This is a genomic window from Streptomyces sp. NPDC091209, assembly GCF_044757755.1.
GTDB lineage: Bacteria > Actinomycetota > Actinomycetes > Streptomycetales > Streptomycetaceae > Streptomyces.
Window position 1 is genome coordinate 70,162 of record NZ_JBIVVR010000001.1, and the last position, 18,967, is coordinate 89,128.

The 18,967-nt window shown below is 74.1% G+C and carries 14 protein-coding genes; 13 read left to right on the forward strand and 1 reads right to left on the reverse strand.

Annotated features, from left to right (window positions below; translation table 11 throughout):
* The first annotated feature begins 9 nt into the window (after nt 1-9).
* The 7 genes from ACIQRL_RS00355 to cobI are packed head-to-tail and all read left to right on the forward strand — an operon-like array spanning nt 10 to nt 11,070.
* Entirely contained in the window at nt 10-969 is a 960-nt protein-coding gene (locus ACIQRL_RS00355; RefSeq protein ID WP_401324992.1) for a cobalamin biosynthesis protein, read from the forward strand.
* Nucleotides 966-2,561 carry a cobyric acid synthase gene (locus ACIQRL_RS00360; protein WP_401324994.1) on the forward strand — a complete coding sequence of 532 codons (1,596 nt, stop codon included), beginning with the start codon at nt 966-968 and terminating at the stop codon, nt 2,559-2,561. The genes ACIQRL_RS00355 and ACIQRL_RS00360 overlap by 4 nt, the downstream gene beginning before the upstream one ends.
* Entirely contained in the window at nt 2,558-6,211 is a 3,654-nt protein-coding gene (cobN, locus tag ACIQRL_RS00365; protein WP_401324997.1) for a cobaltochelatase subunit CobN, read from the forward strand. The genes ACIQRL_RS00360 and cobN overlap by 4 nt, the downstream gene beginning before the upstream one ends.
* Nucleotides 6,208-8,223, forward strand: a complete 2,016-nt coding sequence (locus ACIQRL_RS00370) for a putative cobaltochelatase (protein WP_401325000.1) — start codon at nt 6,208-6,210, stop codon at nt 8,221-8,223. The genes cobN and ACIQRL_RS00370 overlap by 4 nt, the downstream gene beginning before the upstream one ends.
* Entirely contained in the window at nt 8,223-8,822 is a 600-nt protein-coding gene (cobO, locus tag ACIQRL_RS00375) for a cob(I)yrinic acid a,c-diamide adenosyltransferase (protein ID WP_401325002.1), read from the forward strand. The genes ACIQRL_RS00370 and cobO overlap by 1 nt, the downstream gene beginning before the upstream one ends.
* A complete protein-coding gene (locus ACIQRL_RS00380) occupies nt 8,816-10,324 on the forward strand; it encodes a cobyrinate a,c-diamide synthase (protein ID WP_401325004.1) in 1,509 nt (502 codons plus the stop codon). Before cobO ends, ACIQRL_RS00380 begins: the two co-directional genes overlap by 7 nt.
* Nucleotides 10,321-11,070, forward strand: a complete 750-nt coding sequence (cobI, locus tag ACIQRL_RS00385) for a precorrin-2 C(20)-methyltransferase (protein ID WP_401325007.1) — start codon at nt 10,321-10,323, stop codon at nt 11,068-11,070. Before ACIQRL_RS00380 ends, cobI begins: the two co-directional genes overlap by 4 nt.
* Before the next feature lie 209 nt (nt 11,071-11,279).
* On the opposite strand, the gene ACIQRL_RS00390 is transcribed toward cobI, so the two are convergent.
* Complete coding sequence (locus ACIQRL_RS00390) at nt 11,280-12,008, reverse strand: ZIP family metal transporter (RefSeq protein ID WP_401325009.1); 729 nt, start codon at nt 12,006-12,008, stop codon at nt 11,280-11,282.
* Between the two features lie 109 nt (nt 12,009-12,117).
* Between ACIQRL_RS00390 and cobM the strand changes: the two genes are divergently transcribed.
* The 6 genes from cobM to cobC all read left to right on the forward strand — a co-directional run bounded on the left by cobM (nt 12,118) and on the right by cobC (nt 18,962).
* On the forward strand, nt 12,118-12,954 hold the full coding sequence (gene cobM / locus ACIQRL_RS00395) for a precorrin-4 C(11)-methyltransferase (protein WP_401325012.1): 837 nt from the start codon (nt 12,118-12,120) through the stop codon (nt 12,952-12,954).
* 98 nt (nt 12,955-13,052) lie between these two features.
* On the forward strand, nt 13,053-14,312 hold the full coding sequence (cbiE, locus tag ACIQRL_RS00400) for a precorrin-6y C5,15-methyltransferase (decarboxylating) subunit CbiE (protein ID WP_401327958.1): 1,260 nt from the start codon (nt 13,053-13,055) through the stop codon (nt 14,310-14,312).
* The gene (cobJ, locus tag ACIQRL_RS00405) at nt 14,309-16,015 is read left to right on the forward strand and encodes a precorrin-3B C(17)-methyltransferase (RefSeq protein WP_401325014.1); all 1,707 of its coding nucleotides are present in this window, start codon (nt 14,309-14,311) and stop codon (nt 16,013-16,015) included. The genes cbiE and cobJ overlap by 4 nt, the downstream gene beginning before the upstream one ends.
* Before the next feature lie 184 nt (nt 16,016-16,199).
* Nucleotides 16,200-16,883, forward strand: a complete 684-nt coding sequence (locus ACIQRL_RS00410) for a precorrin-8X methylmutase (protein ID WP_401325016.1) — start codon at nt 16,200-16,202, stop codon at nt 16,881-16,883.
* A complete protein-coding gene (locus tag ACIQRL_RS00415; protein ID WP_401325019.1) occupies nt 16,880-17,833 on the forward strand; it encodes a sirohydrochlorin chelatase in 954 nt (317 codons plus the stop codon). Before ACIQRL_RS00410 ends, ACIQRL_RS00415 begins: the two co-directional genes overlap by 4 nt.
* On the forward strand, nt 17,823-18,962 hold the full coding sequence (cobC, locus tag ACIQRL_RS00420) for an Rv2231c family pyridoxal phosphate-dependent protein CobC (RefSeq protein WP_401325021.1): 1,140 nt from the start codon (nt 17,823-17,825) through the stop codon (nt 18,960-18,962). The genes ACIQRL_RS00415 and cobC overlap by 11 nt, the downstream gene beginning before the upstream one ends.
* The last annotated feature ends 5 nt before the right edge of the window (nt 18,963-18,967 follow it).

Genomic DNA, 18,967 nt, shown 5'->3' on the forward strand with positions numbered 1-18,967 from the left:
GCTGACCCCGTGCGTGCCGATCGCGTCTTCGCGTACGGCGCCGCCGCCGGCCTCCTCGGCGACCTGCTGCTCGGCGATCCCCGCCGTGGGCATCCGGTCGCCGCGTTCGGGCGGGCCGCCGCGTCCGTGGAGCGGACCCTGTGGCGCGACCACCGCGGGTGGGGTGCGCTGCACACGGCTGTCTGCGTGGGCGGTGCCACCGGACTCGCCGCGCTCGCCAGTCGTTCCGTACGTACCTCACGCACCGCTTCCGTCGCGCTGACCGCCGCCGCCACCTGGACCGTCGTCGGAGGAACCTCCCTCGGCCGCGAGGCGCGGGCGATCGGCGGCGCGCTCGCGGCCGGTGACATCGACGCGGCCCGGGAGCGGCTGCCGCATCTGTGCGGCCGCGATCCGCAGGCGCTCGACGCCGACGGGATCGCGCGGGCCGTCGTCGAGTCCGTCGCCGAGAACACGTCGGACGCCGTCGTCGGTGCCCTGGTCTGGGGCGCCGTCGCCGGTGTGCCCGGACTCGTCGCCTTCCGCGCCGTGAACACGCTCGACGCCATGGTCGGGCACAAGTCCCCCAGGCACCGGCGTTACGGCTGGGCCTCGGCCCGGCTCGACGACGTCGCCGGCTGGCCCGGAGCCAGGCTGACCGCCGTCCTCGCGGCCGTGGCCGGTTCCGACCCGGGCGGGGCCGTGCGCGCCTGGCGCGCGGACGCCCGCAAGCATCCGAGCCCCAACGCCGGGCCCGTGGAGGCCTCCTTCGCGGGCACGCTCGGCGTACGGCTCGGCGGCACCCTCTCGTACGGGGGACGCGTCGAGCACCGGCCCGTGCTCAATGCCGCGGGGCGCGCCGTCCACACCCATGACATCGAACGGGCCGTACGGCTCTCCCGGCGCGTCGGCTGGCTCGCGCTCGGCGTGAGCGCCGCCGGACGGGTGCTGCTCACGGCTCGGCTCACCAGGAAGGGGCGCACCGCATGAGCGGCGGGCTGCTGATCGCCGGGACCACCTCGGACGCGGGCAAGAGCGTGGTGACCGCCGGGATCTGCCGGTGGCTGGTGCGCCAGGGCGTCAAGGTCGCGCCGTTCAAGGCGCAGAACATGTCCCTCAACTCGTTCGTGACGCGCGAGGGCGCCGAGATCGGGCGGGCGCAGGCCATGCAGGCGCAGGCCGCCCGCGTGGAACCGACCGCGCTGATGAATCCGGTGCTGCTCAAGCCGGGCAGCGACCGCACCAGCCAGGTCGTCCTGATGGGCAGGCCGGTCGGCGAGATGAGCGCGCGCGGGTTCTTCGGGGCGTCCGGACCCGCCGGGGAGCCGCTGTCGGGCGCCGGACCGAGCGGGGAACGGCTGCGCGGAGGGCGTCAGGAAGCACTCCTCGGCACCGTCCTCGACTGTCTGGCTCAGTTGCGGGGCACGTATGACGCGGTGATCTGTGAGGGAGCCGGCAGTCCGGCCGAGATCAATCTGCGGCGCACCGACATCGTGAACATGGGAGTGGCGCGCAACGCGGGGCTTCCGGTGCTCGTCGTCGGTGACATCGACCGGGGCGGTGTGTTCGCCTCGTTCTTCGGGACGGTCGCGCTGCTGGCCCCCGAGGACCAGGCGCTCGTCGCCGGGTTCCTCGTCAACAAGTTCCGGGGTGACGTCAGCCTGCTGGAGCCCGGGCTCGACATGCTGCACGGCCTCACCGGGCGGCGCACCTACGGCGTCCTGCCCTTCCAGCACGGTCTGGGCATCGACGAGGAGGACGGACTGAGGGTCTCGCTGCGCGGGGCGGTCCGGGAGTCGGCGGTCTCCTCCCCCGTCGGCGCGGACATCCTGCGGGTGGCCGTCTGCGCGATCCCGCTGATGTCCAACTTCACCGACGCCGACGCGCTGGCGGCCGAACCCGGCGTCGTCGTGCGGTTCGTGGACCGGGCCGAGGAACTGGCCGACGCGGACCTGGTCGTCGTGCCCGGGACCCGGGGCACGGTGAAGGCGCTCCAGTGGCTGCGCGAGCGCGGCCTCGCGGACGCGATCGCGCGCCGGGCCGCCGAGGGGCGTCCCGTGCTCGGCATCTGCGGTGGCTACCAGATCCTCGGACAGCACATCGAGGACGAGGTCGAGTCGCGCGCCGGTCACGTCGAGGGGCTCGGACTGCTGCCCGTCCGCGTGCGGTTCGCGCGGGAGAAGACGCTGACACGGCCGGTCGGCCAGGCTCTCGGCGAACACGTCGAGGGCTACGAGATCCATCACGGTGTCGCCGACGTGAGCGGCGGCGACGCGTTCATGTGCGATGACGACGGAAACAGCCTGGACGGGTGCCGGGTCGGCTCCGTCTGGGGCACGCACTGGCACGGATCACTCGAGTCGGACGGATTCCGGCGGGCCTTCCTGCGCGAGGTGGCCGCCGCCGCGGGCCGCCGCTTCGTGCCGGCGGCCGACACGTCGTTCGCGGCGCTGCGCGAGGAGCAGCTGGACCGGCTCGGCGACCTGATCGAGGAACACGCGGACACGGACGCGCTGTGGCGGCTCATCGAGTCCGGCGCGCCGCAAGGACTGCCCTTCATTCCACCGGGAGCACCCGCATGAGCACAGTGTTGTTGTTGTCGACCGCCGACACGGATCTGCTGGCCGCCCGCGCCGGTGGAACCGCCTACCGGATCGGCAATCCGACCCGGGTGGACGTCGCGGGCGAACTCCCCGCGCTCGTCGAGGGCGCGGACGTCGCCGTCGTACGGCTGCTGGGAGGCAAGCGGGCCTGGGAGGACGGGCTGGCCTTCCTGAAGGCGTCCGGTATCCCGACCGTGCTGCTCGGCGGCGAGTCCGTCCCCGACGCCGAGCTGATGGCCGAGTCGTCGGTGCCCGCGGGTGTGGTGGCGGAGGCGCTGCGCTATCTCGTCGAAGGCGGTCCCGCCAACCTGGCCGAGCTGGCCCGCTTCCTCTCGGACACCGTGCTGCTGACGGGTGAGGGCTTCGAGGAGCCGCACAAGACCGCGGAGTTCGGCGTCCACGGCGAGCGCGCCTTCGTCGAGGGCCGCCCGACCGTCGGTGTGCTGTTCTACCGCGCGCACGAGCTGTCCGGGAACACCGCGTTCGTGGACACACTGTGCGACGCGATCGAGGCGCGCGGCGCCAACGCCCTTCCCGTGTACTGCGGTTCGCTGCGCGGCGCGGACCCGGGCCTGTACGAGATCCTGGGCCGGGCCGACACGCTCGTCGCCACGGTCCTCGCGGCGGGCGGCACGCACGCCTCGGAGGCGTCCGCGGGCGGCGACGAGGAGGCCTGGGACATCGGGGCGCTCGCCGACCTCGACATCCCGGTGCTCCAGGGGCTCTGTCTGACCTCGTCGAAGAGTGCCTGGGACGCTTCGGACGCGGCCCTGTCCCCCATGGACGCGGCGATGCAGGTCGCGATCCCGGAGTTCGACGGCCGGATCGTCACCGTGCCGTTCTCCTTCAAGGAGCAGGGCCCGGACGATGTCCCGGTGTACGTCGCCGACCCCGAGCGGGCCGCGCGTGTCGCCGGAATCGCCCTGCGCCACGCCCTGTTGAAGCACAAGCCGAACGCGGAGAAAAAGCTCGGGATCGTCTTCACCGCCTACCCGACCAAGCACTCGCGGGTCGGCAACGCGGTCGGCCTCGACACACCCGCCTCCGCCGTAAGGGTGCTCGACGCGCTGCGGGACGCGGGCTACGCCCTCACCGAATATCCCGACAACGGCGACGAGTTGATCCACCGGCTCATCGCGGCCGGCGGTCACGACGTCGAGTGGCTGACCGAGGAGCAGCTCGCCGCCGCTCCGGCCCGGGTGCCGCTCGCCGACTACCGGGCCTGGTTCGACACGCTCGACCCCGCGCTGCGCGCGGGCATGCTGGAGGCCTGGGGCGAGCCGCCGGGCTCCCTCTACGTCGACGGCGACGACATCGTGCTCGCCTGCCTGGAGTTCGGGAACGTCGTCGTGATGATCCAGCCGCCGCGCGGCTTCGGCGAGAACCCGATCGCGATCTACCACGACCCGGACATGCCGCCCTCGCACCACTACATGGCGGCCTACCGCTGGCTGGAGAACAGTTTCGGCGCGGACGCCGTGGTGCACATGGGCAAGCACGGCACGATGGAGTGGCTGCCGGGCAAGGGACTCGGGCTCAGCGGCGGCTGCGCCCCCGACGCCGTCCTCGGCGAACTCCCCCTGGTCTACCCGTTCATCGTCAACGACCCCGGCGAGGGCACGCAGGCCAAGCGGCGCGGGCACGCCACCGTCGTCGACCACCTCGTTCCGCCGATGGCGCGCGCGGACACCTACGGGGACCTCGCGAAGCTGGAGCAGCTCCTCGACGAGTACGCGCTCGTCTCCGACCTGGACCCGACGAAGGCCCCGGCGGTCCGCGCGCAGATCTGGACGCTGGTCAAGGCGGCCGAGCTGCATCACGACCTGCACGTCGACGAGCAGCCGGACGACGGCGACTTCGACTCGTTCGTGATGCACATCGACGGCTATCTGTGCGAGATCAAGGACGTGCAGATCCGCGACGGCCTGCACATCCTGGGCGGCGGTCCGGAGGCCGAGCCGCGGGTGAACCTGGTGCTGGCCGTGCTGCGCGCCTCGCAGGTGTGGGGCGGCACGGCGAACGCGCTGCCCGGTCTGCGCGCCTGCCTGGCCGAGTACTTCGGCCTGGTGGAGAAGGAGTTGCTCGCCGAGCCGGGCGCTCCGGTGAAGGCGCCCGTCGAGCTGACGGACCTCGTCGAGGGCCCGTCCCGCACGGCGGCCGACGCGATCGACCTGCTGGAGCAGCTGTGCCGCCGGGCGGCGCTCGGCCTGGAGGAGCGCGGCTGGGACGCGGCCGCCGTCCCGGCGCTCGTGCGCGAGGTGCTGGGCGTCGAACTCCCCGACGCCGTCGCGGTGCTGGAGTTCGCCTGCCGCGAGGTCGTGCCGCGGCTCGCCCGGACGACGGACGAGATCGGGCACATCCTCAAGGCGCTGAACGGCGGTTACGTCCCGGCGGGTCCGTCGGGCTCGCCGACGCGCGGGCTCGTCAACGTCCTGCCGACCGGCCGCAACTTCTACTCGGTCGACCCCAAGGCCATTCCGTCCCGGCTCAGTTGGGAGGTCGGCCAGTCGCTGGCGGACTCCCTCGTGCAGCGGTATCTGCAGGACACGGGCGCCTACCCGACGTCCGTGGGACTGACGGTCTGGGGCACGTCCGCCATGCGCACCCAGGGCGACGACATCGCGGAGATCCTCGCGCTGCTCGGCTGCCGCCCGGTGTGGGACGACGCGTCGCGGCGCGTGACCGGCTTCGAGGTCGTCCCGCTCGACGAGCTCGGCCGCCCGCGCATCGACGTCACGGTCCGCATCTCGGGCTTCTTCCGGGACGCGTTCCCGCACGTCGTCGGTCTGCTCGACGACGCGGTGCGCGCGGTCGCCGAGCTGGACGAGCCCGCCGACCGGAACTACGTGCGCAAGCACGCCGACGAGGACACCGCCGAGCACGGCGACCGGCGGCGCGCGACCGCCCGTATCTTCGGCTCCAAGCCCGGCGCGTACGGCGCGGGTCTGCTGCCGCTGATCGACGCCCGCAACTGGCGCTCGGACGCCGACCTCGCCGAGGTGTACGCGGTGTGGGGCGGCTACGCCTACGGACGCGGGCTCGACGGGCGGGCGGCGCGCGGGGACATGGAGACGGCGTTCAGGCGCATCGCGGTCGCGGCGAAGAACGTCGACACCCGCGAGCACGACCTCGTCGACGCCGACGACTACTTCCAGTACCACGGCGGCATGGTCGCCATGGTGCGGCATCTGACGGGGGCCAGCCCCGAGGCGTACGTGGGCGACTCCGCCGTACCGGACCAGGTGAAGACGCGCACGCTGGGCGAGGAGACGCACCGCGTGTTCCGCGCCCGGGTGGTCAACCCGCGCTGGATGGCCGCGATGCGCCGGCACGGCTACAAGGGCGCCTTCGAGATGGCGGCGACCGTCGACTACCTCTTCGGCTACGACGCCACGGCCGGGGTCGTGGACGACTGGATGTACGAGAAGTTGGCCTCCGAGTACGTGTTCTCGCCGGAGAACCAGGAGTTCATGCGCAAGTCCAACCCCTGGGCCCTGCGCGGCATCACGGAACGGCTGCTGGAGGCAGCGGACCGCGGGCTGTGGGCGGAGCCGGACGCGGAGACGCTGGAGCGGCTGCGTGCCACCTATCTGGAGCTCGAAGGCGACTTGGAGGGCGACGACCAGTGAGTACCCCGTTCCCGTTCACGGCCGTTGTCGGCCAGGACGACCTGCGGCTCGCGCTGTTGCTGAACGCCGTCAGTCCGGCGGTCGGCGGAGTCCTCGTGCGCGGCGAGAAGGGCACCGCCAAGTCGACGGCGGTGCGCGCCCTTTCGGCACTGCTGCCGGAAGTGGCCGTCGTTCCCGGGTGCCGGTTCTCGTGCGATCCGGCCGCTCCCGACCCCGCGTGCCCGGACGGGCCGCACGAGGCGGCGAGCGGCACGCAACGCCCCGCCCGTATGGTCGAGTTGCCCGTCGGCGCGTCCGAGGACCGGTTGGTGGGCGCGCTCGACATCGAGCGGGCGCTCGCCGAGGGCGTGAAGGCCTTCGAGCCGGGCCTGCTCGCCGACGCCCACCGCGGGATCCTCTACGTCGACGAAGTGAACCTGCTGCACGACCACTTGGTGGACCTGCTGCTGGACGCGGCCGCGATGGGTGCCTCGTACGTCGAGCGCGAGGGTGTCTCCGTACGGCATGCGGCCCGGTTCCTGCTCGTCGGGACGATGAACCCCGAAGAGGGCGAGCTGCGGCCGCAGTTGCTCGACCGGTTCGGGCTGACCGTCGAGGTCGCGGCCTCGCGGGAGCCGGACCAGCGGGTCGAGGTCGTCCGGCGCAGGCTCGCCCACGACGACGACCCGGCCGCCTTCGCGGCGCGCTGGGCCGACGAGGAGGCCGCCGTGCGGGCCCGGATCGTGGCGGCCCGCGCGCTGCTGCCCTCCGTACGGCTCGGTGACGGGCCGCTGCGGCAGATCGCGGCGACCTGCGCGGCCTTCGAGGTGGACGGCATGCGCGCCGACATCGTGATGGCGCGGACCGCGACCGCGCTCGCCGCGTGGGCGGGACGCACCGAGGTGATCGCCGAGGACGTGCGGCAGGCGGCGCTGCTCGCGCTGCCGCACCGGCGCCGCCGCAACCCCTTCGACGCGCCCGGGATCGACGAGGACAAGCTCGACGAGACGCTGGAGGAGTTCGGGGGCTCGGACGGCGGCTCGGAGGACGACGAGCCGGACCCGGATCCGGACGGGCCGGGAGGCGGCGGGCAGCCTCCGCAGGACGGGCCGGACGACGGCTCCCCGGCCGGTGACGTGCCCGCGCAGGGCGAGCCGTCGGACAGCGGGCAGGCACCGGGGGGGCAGGGCGGCGAGCAGTCTCCCGTACGGGCCGCCGAGCCCTTCCGTACCAAGGTGCTGAGCGTTCCCGGGATCGGTGAGGGCGCGGCCGGACGGCGTTCGCGGGCTCGGACCGAGCACGGGCGCACCACCGGGTCGCGGCGGCCCCGCGGGGCCCTCACCAAGCTGCACCTGGCGGCGACGGTGCAGGCCGCCGCCCCGCATCAGCTGGCGCGCGGGCGGTCGGGCCGGGGACTCGTCGTACGGCGGGACGATCTGCGGCAGGCGACGCGCGAGGGCCGTGAGGGCAACCTCGTCCTCTTCGTCGTGGACGCCTCCGGGTCGATGGCGGCGCGGCAGCGGATGGGCGCCGTCAAGGGCGCCGTGCTGTCGCTGCTGCTCGACGCGTACCAGCGGCGGGACAAGGTGGGTCTGGTGACCTTCCGCGGGTCGGCCGCCGAGGTCGCGCTGCCGCCCACCTCCTCGGTGGACGCGGCCGCGGCCCGGCTGGAGTCGCTGCCCACGGGCGGCCGGACGCCGCTCGCGGCCGGGCTGCTGCGGGCCCACGACGTGCTGCGGGTCGAGCGGCTGCGGGACGCCGCCCGGCGGCCGCTGGTCGTCGTCGTGACCGACGGGCGGGCCACGGGCGGGCCGGAGCCGGTCGCCACGGCGGGGCGCGCCGCGCGGCTGTTCGCGGCCGCCGGGGTCGCCTCGGTGGTCGTCGACTGCGAGACGGGGCCGGTACGGCTCGGGCTCGCGGGGCAGCTCGCGGGGGAACTGGGCGGCACGCCGGTGACACTGGACGAGCTGCGGGCCGATTCCATCGCCGGGCTCGTCCGGGACGTGCAGGGAACTTCGAGGAGGGCCGCGTAGTGCCGCAGGGACAGCCGAGTGTCGTACCGGAGGACGGTCTGACGACCCGTCAGCGTCGTAACCGGCCGCTGGTCGTCGTGCACACGGGGATCGGCAAGGGCAAGTCGACGGCCGCGTTCGGGCTGGCGCTGCGCGCCTGGAACCAGGGGTGGCCCATCGGGGTGTTCCAGTTCGTCAAGTCGGCGAAGTGGAAGGTCGGCGAGGAGAACGCGCTGCGCGTGCTCGGCGCCTCCGCCGAGGGCGGGTCCGTCGACTGGCACAAGATGGGCGAGGGCTGGTCCTGGGTCCAGCGCGACGCGCAGATGGACAACGAGGAGAAGGCCCGCGAGGGCTGGGAGCAGGTCAAGCGCGACCTCGCCGCCGAGACGTACAAGCTGTACGTGCTCGACGAGTTCGCGTACCCGATGCACTGGGGATGGATCGACACGGACGAGGTCGTGGCGGTGCTGCGGGACCGTCCTGGCACCCAGCACGTCGTGATCACAGGGCGCAACGCCCCTGAGAAGCTGGTCGACTTCGCCGATCTCGTGACCGACATGTCCAAGGTCAAGCATCCGATGGACGCCGGCCAGAAGGGGCAGAGGGGCATCGAGTGGTGACGTCCTCCGTTCCCCGGCTGGTCATCGCCGCACCCTCCTCGGGCAGCGGCAAGACCACCGTCGCCACGGGGCTGATGGCGGCCTTCGCCTCGCGGGGGCTCGCCGTGTCCCCGCACAAGGTGGGGCCCGACTACATCGACCCCGGGTACCACGCGCTCGCCACCGGGCGCGTGGGACGGAACCTCGACGCGTACCTGTGCGGCGCCGAGTTGATCGGGCCGCTGTTCGCGCACGGGGCGCGCGGCTGCGATCTCGCGGTCGTCGAGGGCGTGATGGGGCTGTACGACGGGGCCGCGGGCGAGGGCGAACTCGCGTCCACGGCACATGTGGCGAAGCTGCTGCGGGCACCGGTGGTGCTGGTCGTCGACGCGTCCTCGCAGTCGCGGTCCGTGGCCGCGCTGGTGCACGGGTTCGCCTCCTGGGACCCCGCGGTGCGGGTCGCGGGGGTCATCCTCAACAAGGTGGGGTCCGAGCGGCACGAGGCCATGCTCCGCGAGGCGCTGGACGCGTCCGGGGTACCGGTACTCGGCGTGCTGCGGCGGGCTCCGCAGGTCGGTACGCCGTCGCGCCATCTGGGGCTGGTACCGGTCGCCGAACGGCGTTCGGAAGCGGTCGAGGCGGTCGCCGCGATGGCCGAGCAGGTGCGGGCCGGGTGCGATCTGGACGCGCTGTTCGCGCTGGCGCGCGGCGCGGGCGAGCTGTCGGGTCCGGCCTGGGACGCGGCCGAGGCGGTGCGTCCCCCGGGCGGAGCCGACGCGGCTCCCTCCTCGGCCGCGGCCGGGGCGTCTCCCGCCTCGCCCGTGCCGCCCCCCTCCCCCTCCGCCGTGGCGGCATCCCCGGGACCCGGCCCGGCCCGTCATCGAGGGCACGGCGGGCCGGCGGACCGAACTCCGTCCGGGGTGAGGAGAGTTGCCGTCGCCGGTGGCCCGGCGTTCACCTTCTCGTACGCCGAGCACGCCGAGCTGCTCACCGCCGCCGGGGCCGAGGTCGTCACCTTCGACCCGCTCCGGGACGAGCAACTACCTGAAGGGACCGGCGGGTTGGTCATCGGCGGCGGGTTCCCCGAGGTGTACGGGCCCGAGCTGTCCGCCAACGAGCCGTTGCGCAAGGCCGTCGCGGAACTGGCCTTCGGCGGGGCGCCGGTGGCGGCCGAGTGTGCCGGACTGCTGTATCTGGCGCGGGAGCTCGACGGGCGGCCCATGTGCGGGGTGATCGACGCCGTGGCCCGGATGGACGAGCGGCTCACCCTCGGCTACCGGGACGCCGTGGCCCTGAGCGACAGCGCGCTGGCCGCGGCCGGTACCCGGATGCGCGGGCACGAGTTCCACCGGACGGTCGTGGAGCCCGGCGCCGGGGCGGCTCCCGCCTGGGGAGTGCGCGCCCCCGAGCGGCGCGTCGAAGGTTTCGTGCAGCACGGCGTGCACGCGAGTTATCTGCACACGCACTGGGCGTCCGAGCCCGGTGTGGCCCGTCGGTTCGTCGAGAGGTGCCTGACGTCATGAGCAGCAAGCTGATCGGAGTCGGGGTCGGTCCCGGCGACCCGGAGCTGGTGACCGTCAAGGGCGTCAACGCCCTGCGCGCGGCCGAGGTCGTCGTCGTCCCCGTCATGGCTGCGCCGGACGGGAAGGACGGCGGCGAGCGGGGGCGGGCCGAGGCGACCGTCCTGCACTACGTGCCCGAGGAGAAGGTCGTCCGGGTGGTGTTCGCGCTCAACGAGCGGAGCGACCGGGGGCGGCGCGAGGCCGCCTGGGACGCCGCCGGCGCACGGGTCGCGGGCCTTCTCGGCCGGCACGGCACGGTCGCCTTCGCCACCATCGGCGACCCCAACGTGTACTCGACGTTCACGTATCTCGCCCACACCATCGCGGAGCTGGTTCCCGGCACGGTCGTGGAGACCGTGCCCGGCATCACCGCCATGCAGGACCTCGCCGCGCGGTCGGGGGCCGTTCTCACCGAGGGGACCGAGCCGCTCACGCTCGTCCCGGTGACCGCCGGGGCCGCCGTGCTCAAGGACGCGCTGAACGGGCCCGGCACGGTGGTCGCGTACAAGTTCGGGCGGCAGGCGCGGGAGGTCGCCGAGGCACTGCGGGACAGCGGGCGGATCGACGACGCCGTCTGGGGCTCGGCGCTCGGCCTCGATGACGAGTCGATCCGGCCTGCGGGCGAGCTCGACGGGGAGCCGCTCCCCTACCTCTCGACGCTCATCGCGCCGGCGCGCCGCGACGGGAAACGCGGCGGAAAGCTGTGACCCGCATCCACCCGGCGGACGCCCCCCGCGCGACGGACCGCCCGGATTCAGCGCGCGCGGCACGCACAGCGGCCGGTACGGGCTCAGCCCGCCCGGCACGCCGGACATGCCCGGCGCCCGAGGCGGGCCGCTCGGGCTCAACCCGCCTGGCGGCCATGGCGGGCCGCTCGGAGTCATCCCGCCCGGCGCCCGCGACCGGCCGAACGGGCTCACGACGCGAGGCCCACCACCAGCCAGATGAAGGCCACGCCCGCGACCGTGCACAGCAGGGTCGAGCGGGCGGGGTGCTCGTGGTGTGCCTCCGGCAGGATCTCGGCGGCGGCGAGATAGAGGAGCACGCCGCCGAAGAGCCCGAGGTAGCCGCCGAGCAGCGGCTCGGGGATGGTGAAGAGGAGCGTCGAGGCGGCGCCGATCATGGGGGCCGCCGCGTCCGCGTACAGCATGAGCAGGGCCTTGCGGCGGGCGTTCCCGTACAGGCTCGTGATCGTGTACGTGTTGAAGCCGTCCGCGAAGTCGTGGGCGATCACCGCGAGGGACACCGCGAGCCCCATGCCTCCGCCGACCTGGAAGGCGGCGCCGATCGCGACGCCGTCCATCGCGCTGTGCCCGACCATGGCGGCGGCAGCCGTGAGGCCCACCTCGGGCGCGCGCCCGTCGTTCTCGTCGCCGCCGTGCGCGGCCTGACGGTGCGCGAGCAGGCGTTCGACCAGATGGGCCAGCAGGAAGCCGGCCACGAAGAGGAGCAGCGCGGCCGGTACGCCGAACACCTCGGTGCCCGCCGCGGCCAGCGCCTCCGGCAACAGGTCGAGGCCGACCACGCCGAGCATCAGGCCACCGGCCAGGCCGAGGACCAGATGGCGGCGGTCGGTCACGCGCTGCGCCGTCCAGCCGCCGGCCAGCGTCATCAGGAACGCGCCGAGCGCGACGAGGACCGCCATAGGCCCTTGCTATCCGATCAACCCCCGTTCGCGCACCTGGGGCGACGGCCCCGCACGCACTGAAGCTTTCGCAACACCCCTGATCTTTCGTAGGAGAGGACCGATTCCCATGGCCGATGCCCCCACCGGCAAAGTGACCTTCGTCGGTGCCGGCCCCGGCGCCGCCGACCTGCTGACGTTCCGCGCCGCGCGCGCCATCGCCGAGGCCGACGTGGTGATCTGGGCGGCGAGCCTGGTGCAGGCCGAGGTCCTCGATCACGCACGCGAGGGCGCCGAGATCCTCGACTCCGCGACGATGTCGCTGGAGGACGTCGTCGCCGTGTACGAGCGGGCCCGTGCCGAGGGGCTGCGGGTGGCGCGGATCCACTCCGGCGACCCGGCCCTGTGGGGCGGCACGCAGGAGCAGGTCGACCGGTGCGCCGAGCTCGGCGTCGAGACCGAGATCGTGCCGGGTGTCTCGTCCTTCTCCGCGGTGGCCGCGATCGCGCAGCGCGAGCTGACGATCCCCGAGGTCGCGCAGTCCGTGATCCTCACCCGGCTCGGCGGCGGCAAGACGCCGATGCCGCCCGGGGAGGAGGTACGGGAGTTCGCGAAGCACGGCACGACGATGGCGCTGTTCCTGTCGGCGGCCCGCAGCGGCCAGCTCGTGCGGGAGCTGCTGGAGGGCGGCTATCCGACGAGCACGCCGGTCGTGGTCGCCTACCAGGCGACCTGGCCGGAGGAGCTGATCGTGAAGTGCACGATCGGCACGCTGGAGGAGACCGTCAAGGAGCACAAGCTCTGGAAGCACACCCTCTTCCTGGTCGGCCCGGCGCTCGACGCGAGCGGCACCCGTTCGCACCTCTACCACCCCGGTCACTTCCACGGCTTCCGCAAGGCCGACCCGCAGGCGCGCGCCGAGCTGCGCGCCGCGCGCCGCAGCGGTGCGCAGGGCCCGGCGTCGTGAGCGTGGAGGTCGTCGGCTCGGAGGGTGAACACCTCGGCGCGGAGGGGGAGTCGATCCGCGCGGAGGGTGGGTCCGTCGTCCCGGCGGACCGCTCCGTGGTGATCACCGTCGTCGGTACGGGCACGGGGGCGCCGCTGTCCCCGGACGCCGGGAGGGTGCTCGCCGGGGCCGGGCTCGTCGTGGGTGCCGGGCGCCATCTGGCGGCGGCCCCGCTGCCGGAGCGGGCGGAGCGGGTGGTACTCGGGCCGCTGGCACCGGCGCTGGACCGTATCGAGCGGTACGCGGACGACGGGGCCCGCGGGGGCCCGGTCGTGGTGCTCGCGTCGGGCGACCCCGGATTCTTCGGGATCGTGCGGGCGCTGGCCGAGCGGTTCGGGGCCGAGCGGCTGGACGTCCGCCCCGGTGTCTCGTCCGTGGCGACCGCCTTCGCCCGGCTCGGGCTGCCCTGGGACGACGCGGTGGTGGTCAGCGCACACGGGCGTGATCTGCGTACCGCCGTCCAGGTCTGCCGGTCGCGGCCCAAGGTGGCCGTCCTGACCGGTCCGGGGTCCGGGCCCGCCGAGCTGGGCGCCGCCCTCGCCCACCGGGGCGGGGAGCGCGTGCTCGTCGTGGCGAGCGCCCTCGGGGACCCGGAGCGCGAGCGCGTCGAGCGGGTCACGCCGGCCGAGGCCGCCGGCCGCGACTGGGGTACGGCGGTCAGCGTCGTGCTGTGCCTGGACGAGTCGCGGGCCCTGAATCCCGTGCGGACGGTCGCGGGGCCGGTCGCCGGACCCGACCGATGGGCCCTGGACGAGAGCGAGTTCGCCCACCGCGACTCGATGATCAGCAAGTTCGAGGTACGGGCGCTGGCGCTGGCCAGGATCGGACCGCGGCTGGGCGAGCTGGTCTGGGACGTCGGCGCCGGCTCCGGTTCCGTCGCCGTGGAGTGCGCGCGGTTCGGCGCCGCGGTGACCGCCGTCGAGAAGACCCGGGACGGCTGCGACCGCATCCGCGCCAACGCGGCGGCGCAATGCGTGGACGTGCGGGTCGTGCACGGGGCCGCGCCCACGGTGCTGTCCGACCTGGACGATCCGGACGCGGTCTTCATCGGCGGCGGCGGACGTGAACTGCCCGCCATCGTCACGGTGTGCGCGCGCCGGACCCGGCGGGCCGTCGTGATCGCCATGGCCTCGCTCGACCGGGTGCCGGCCGCCCGGGACGCGCTCACCGCCGCCGGATTCGCCTGCGACGGCGTCCTGTTGCAGTCGTCGCGGCTCGCCCCGCTGCCGGGTGACGTGTCCCGGCTCGCGGCGACCAATCCCGTCTTCCTGCTGTGGGGCGTCCGGCCTCCGGCCCATACCGAAGGAGTCCCCCAGTGATCGGCCTGATTTCCGCCACGGCGGCGGGCGCGGCGGCCCGTGACCGGCTCGCCGCGGCCTGGTCCACACGTACCCGGGTGTACGACGGGCCCGTGGCGGAGGGCGTGCGGCGGGCCTTCGCGGAGTGCGACCAGGTGGTCTGCTTCCTCGCCACGGGCGCGGTCGTACGGCTCGTGGCGCCGCTGCTCGCCGACAAGGGGTCGGACCCCGGAGTGGTGTGCGTCGACGAGGCGGGACGGTTCGCCGTGTCGCTGGTCGGCGGCCACGCGGGCGGGGCGAACGAACTCGCCCGCGAGGTGGGCGAGTTGCTCGGCGCCGAGCCGGTGGTGACGACGGCGACCGACGCGGTGGGGGTGCCCGGTCTCGACACCCTGGGTCTTCCGGTGGAAGGTGATGTCGCCGCGGTCTCGCGGGCCATGCTGGACGGCGAACCGGTGCTGCTGGAGTTGGAGTTGAGCTGGCCGCTGCCCGCCCTGCCGCCGAACGTGGGGAGCCGGGCAGCGGAGGGGGCCGCCGTCGTTCGCGTCTCCGACCGCGACCGGGAACCCGCCGCGCGCGAGGTCGTCCTGCGCCCGCCGTCCCTCGTGGTCGGTGTCGGCGCCTCCCGGGGCGCGCCCGTGGAGGAGGTCCTCGGCCTCGTCGGTGACGCCCTGCGGGAGGCAGGTCTCTCCGCCCGGTCGGTGGCCCAACTCGCCACCGTCGAGGCCAAGTCCGAGGAGCCCGGCATCGTCGGGGCCGCCGCGCGGCTCGAGGTGCCGGTCGTCACGTACACCGCCGGGGAACTGGCGGCGGTGGCGGTTCCGAACCCCTCCGACGCGCCGCTCGCCGCCGTCGGAACGCCGTCCGTGGCGGAGGCCGCCGCGCTGGCGGGCGGGGGTGAACTCCTCGTCCCCAAGCGGAAGTCGGTACGCGCGGACGGACAGCCCGCGATGGCGACCTGCGCGGTGGTGCGCCGGCCGGCCCGTGGGCGGCTCGCCGTCGTGGGCCTCGGCCCCGGAGCCCGCGACCTGCTGACCCCGCGGGCGACGGCGGAGCTGCGGCGGGCCGCGGTGCTCGTCGGGCTCGACCAGTACGTCGACCAGATCCGCGACCTGCTGCGCCCCGGCACGCTGGTCCTGGAGTCGGGGCTCGGCGCCGAGGAGGAACGGGCGCGCACGGCGGTGGCCGAGGCGCGCCGCGGGCAGGCCGTCGCGCTGATCGGCAGCGGCGACGCGGGCGTGTACGCGATGGCCTCGCCCGCGCTGGCCGAGGCGTCCGACGACATCGACGTCGTCGGGGTGCCGGGGGTGACCGCGGCGCTCGCGGCCGGGGCGATCCTCGGCGCGCCGCTCGGCCACGACCATGTCTCCATCAGCCTGTCCGACCTGCACACGCCGTGGGAGGTCATCGAGCGCCGGGTGCGCGCGGCGGCCGAGGCCGACATCGTCGTGACCTTCTACAACCCGCGCAGCCGGGGCCGGGACTGGCAGCTCCCCAAGGCGCTCGCGATCCTCGCGGAGCACCGTGAGCCGACGACGCCGGTGGGTGTGGTCCGGAACGCCTCGCGCCCGGACGAGTCGAGCCGGGTCACGTCGCTGGGGTCCCTGGATCCGGCGATCGTCGACATGATGACCGTGGTGACCGTGGGCAACACGGCGACCCGTGAGATCGCCGGGCGCATGGTGACACCGCGCGGCTACCGCTGGCAGGAGGAGGCCAATTGAACCCTCCTCCTCGCCAACGAGGAGGATTCCTGGCTCACGCTGCTCGGTCGCTCGGCGAACGATCGAGTCTTCCGCGATCAACACCAGCCGGGTTGGAACCAGCCCGGTTTCCCCAAGGATTGGAGGTTGCTGTGCTGGCTTGGTTCTCGCTCAGCACGCGGCGACGCTACCACCGGGAGGCCCGGTGAACCGCGTGATTCACCCGATCGAGCAGGAGTCCTTCCGGCGGCTGCGCGCCCGCCTGGACACCTCGCACCTCCCGCCGCTGACGCGCGCGGTGGTGGAGCGGGTGATCCACTCCGCCGCCGACCTGGAGTACGCGAGCGATCTCGTCACCGACGAGGACGTCCTGCTGCGGGCGCACGCGGCGCTGCACGCCGGGGCGCCGGTGGTGGTGGACGTCGAGATGGTGGCGGCGGGCATCACGCGCCGCGCCACCGTCTGCCGTCTCAAGGACGCCAGGTCGGGCCCAGGACTGACGCGTTCGGCGCACGCGGTCCGGCTCGCGTACGAGCAGGTCGGGCCCGGCGCGCTGTGGGTGATCGGCTGCGCGCCCACCGCGCTGGAGGAGTTGCTGCGCCTTGACGCCGATCCGGCGCTCGTGATCGGTCTGCCCGTCGGGTTCGTCGGCGCGGCCGAGTCCAAGGCCGCGCTCCGCGAGAGCGGCCTGCCCGCTGTCAGCAACGTGTCCGAGAAGGGCGGTTCGGCGGTCGCGGCCGCCGCGCTCAACGCCCTGCTGTACCACCCTGGTCCGCAGGCCGGCCAGGCCGCGAAATCCGTTCAGGCCGACCAGGCCGCGACGACCGATCGGGCCGAGACGGCCCCGCCGACCGCCGAGACCACCTCGGCCGCCAAGGAGACATCGTGACCACCCCGCCCCCCGCGCTGCTCATCGCCGGACACGGCACCCGGGACGAGGCCGGAGCCGAGGCCTTCCGTTCCTTCGTACGGGAGTTGGGGCGCCGTCATCCCGAACTGCCCGTCGCCGGGGGGTTCATCGAGCTGTCGCCGCCGCCGCTGGGCGACGCCGTGAGCGAACTCGTCGGGCAGGGGGTCCGGCGTTTCGCCGCCGTGCCGCTGATGCTGGTGTCCGCCGGGCACGCCAAGGGGGACATCCCGGCGGCGCTGACCCGTGAGAAGGAGCGGCACCCCGGGATCTCCTACACGTACGGGCGTCCGCTGGGCCCGCATCCGTCGCTGCTCGCCGTGCTGGAGCGGCGCCTCGACGACGCCCTCGGCGGCGGTGTCCTGACCCCCGAGGAGCGGGCCGAGGTGACGGTGCTGCTCGTGGGCCGCGGGTCCACCGACCCGGACGCCAACGCCGAGGTGCACAAGGCCGCGCGGCTGCTGTGGGAGGGCCGGGGGTACGCGGGCGTCGAGACGGCCTTCGTGTCCCTGGCGGCGCCCGACGTGCCGTCCGGCCTGGACCGCTGCGTGAAGCTGGGCGCGCGCCGGATCGTGGTCCTGCCCTACTTCCTGTTCACCGGTATCCTCCCGGACCGGGTGCGGAGGCAGACGGAGGACTGGGCCGCCGAGCACCCGCGGGTCGAGGTGGGCTCGGCCGAGGTCATCGGCCCCGAGCCCGAACTGCTCGACCTGGTCATGGAACGCTACCGGGAGGCGGTGAAGGGCGACCTGCGGATGAACTGCGACTCCTGCGTCTACCGGATCGCGCTGCCCGGCTTCGAGGACAAGGTGGGGCTCCCCCAGCAGCCGCACTTCCACCCGGACGACGACGGCCACCACGACGGCCAGGGTCACCAGGACGGACACGGTCACCACCATCACGGGGGGCACACGCATACCCATGCGCACTGAAGAGGCCGCCGAGGGCGGGCACGATCTGCGGCACCACGGGGACGCCGAGGTGCGCGACGACGGATCCAAGCTCACCGATCTCGCCGTGAACGTCCGCGCGGACACCCCGCCGACCTGGCTGCTCGACCGGATCGCCGCGTCGCTGCCGGGCCTCGCGGCCTACCCGGACGGGCGGGCCGCGCGGGCCGCGGTGGCGGCGCGGCACGGGCTGCCGGTGGAACGGGTGCTGCTCACGGCGGGCGCGGCGGAGGCCTTCGTGCTGCTCGCGCGGGCTCTGCGGGTACGCCGGCCGGTCGTCCTGCATCCGCAGTTCACGGAGCCGGAGGCCGCGCTGCGGGACGCCGGCCACACGGTGGGCCGCGTCCTGCTGCGCGAGGAGGACGGCTTCCGGCTCGACGCGGCCGCCGTCCCCGAGGACGCCGACCTCGTCGTGATCGGCAATCCGACGAATCCGACGTCCGTCCTGCACCCGGCGGCGGCGATCACCGAACTGGCCCGCCCCGGGCGGGTGCTGGTGGTCGACGAGGCGTTCATGGACGCGGTGCCGGGTGAGCGCGAGGCACTGGCCGGGCGGACGGACGTGCCCGGACTCGTCGTGCTGCGCAGTCTCACGAAGACGTGGGGGCTCGCGGGCCTGCGGATCGGCTATGTGCTCGCCGATCCCGGGACGATCGCCGCACTGGAGCGCGCCCAGCCGCTCTGGCCCGTCTCGACGCCCGCGCTCGCGGCGGCCGAGGCCTGTATGTCCTCGCAGGCGCTCGCGGAGGCAGCGCACGCGGCACGCCGGATCGCCACCGACCGGGCCCATCTGGTTGCGGGGCTGAGGGAGTTCGGCTGTTCGGACGGGCTCCGGGTGGTGGAGCCCGCGGAGGGATCGTTCGTCCTGGTACGGCTCCCGCGAGCCGCCGGAGTACGCCGGGTTCTTCGCGATCTCGGGTTCGCGGTGCGGCGCGGGGACACGTTTCCCGGGCTCGGGGACGAGTGGCTGCGGATCGCGGTACGGGACCGGGCGACGGTCAACCGGTTCCTGCAGGCGCTGGACCGGGCGATGACCGTGAACGGCGGCGCGGGCGGAACCGAAGGCGGCACGGGGGTTGTCGCCCCCCGACAATCCCCACCGCCCCTGTAACCCCG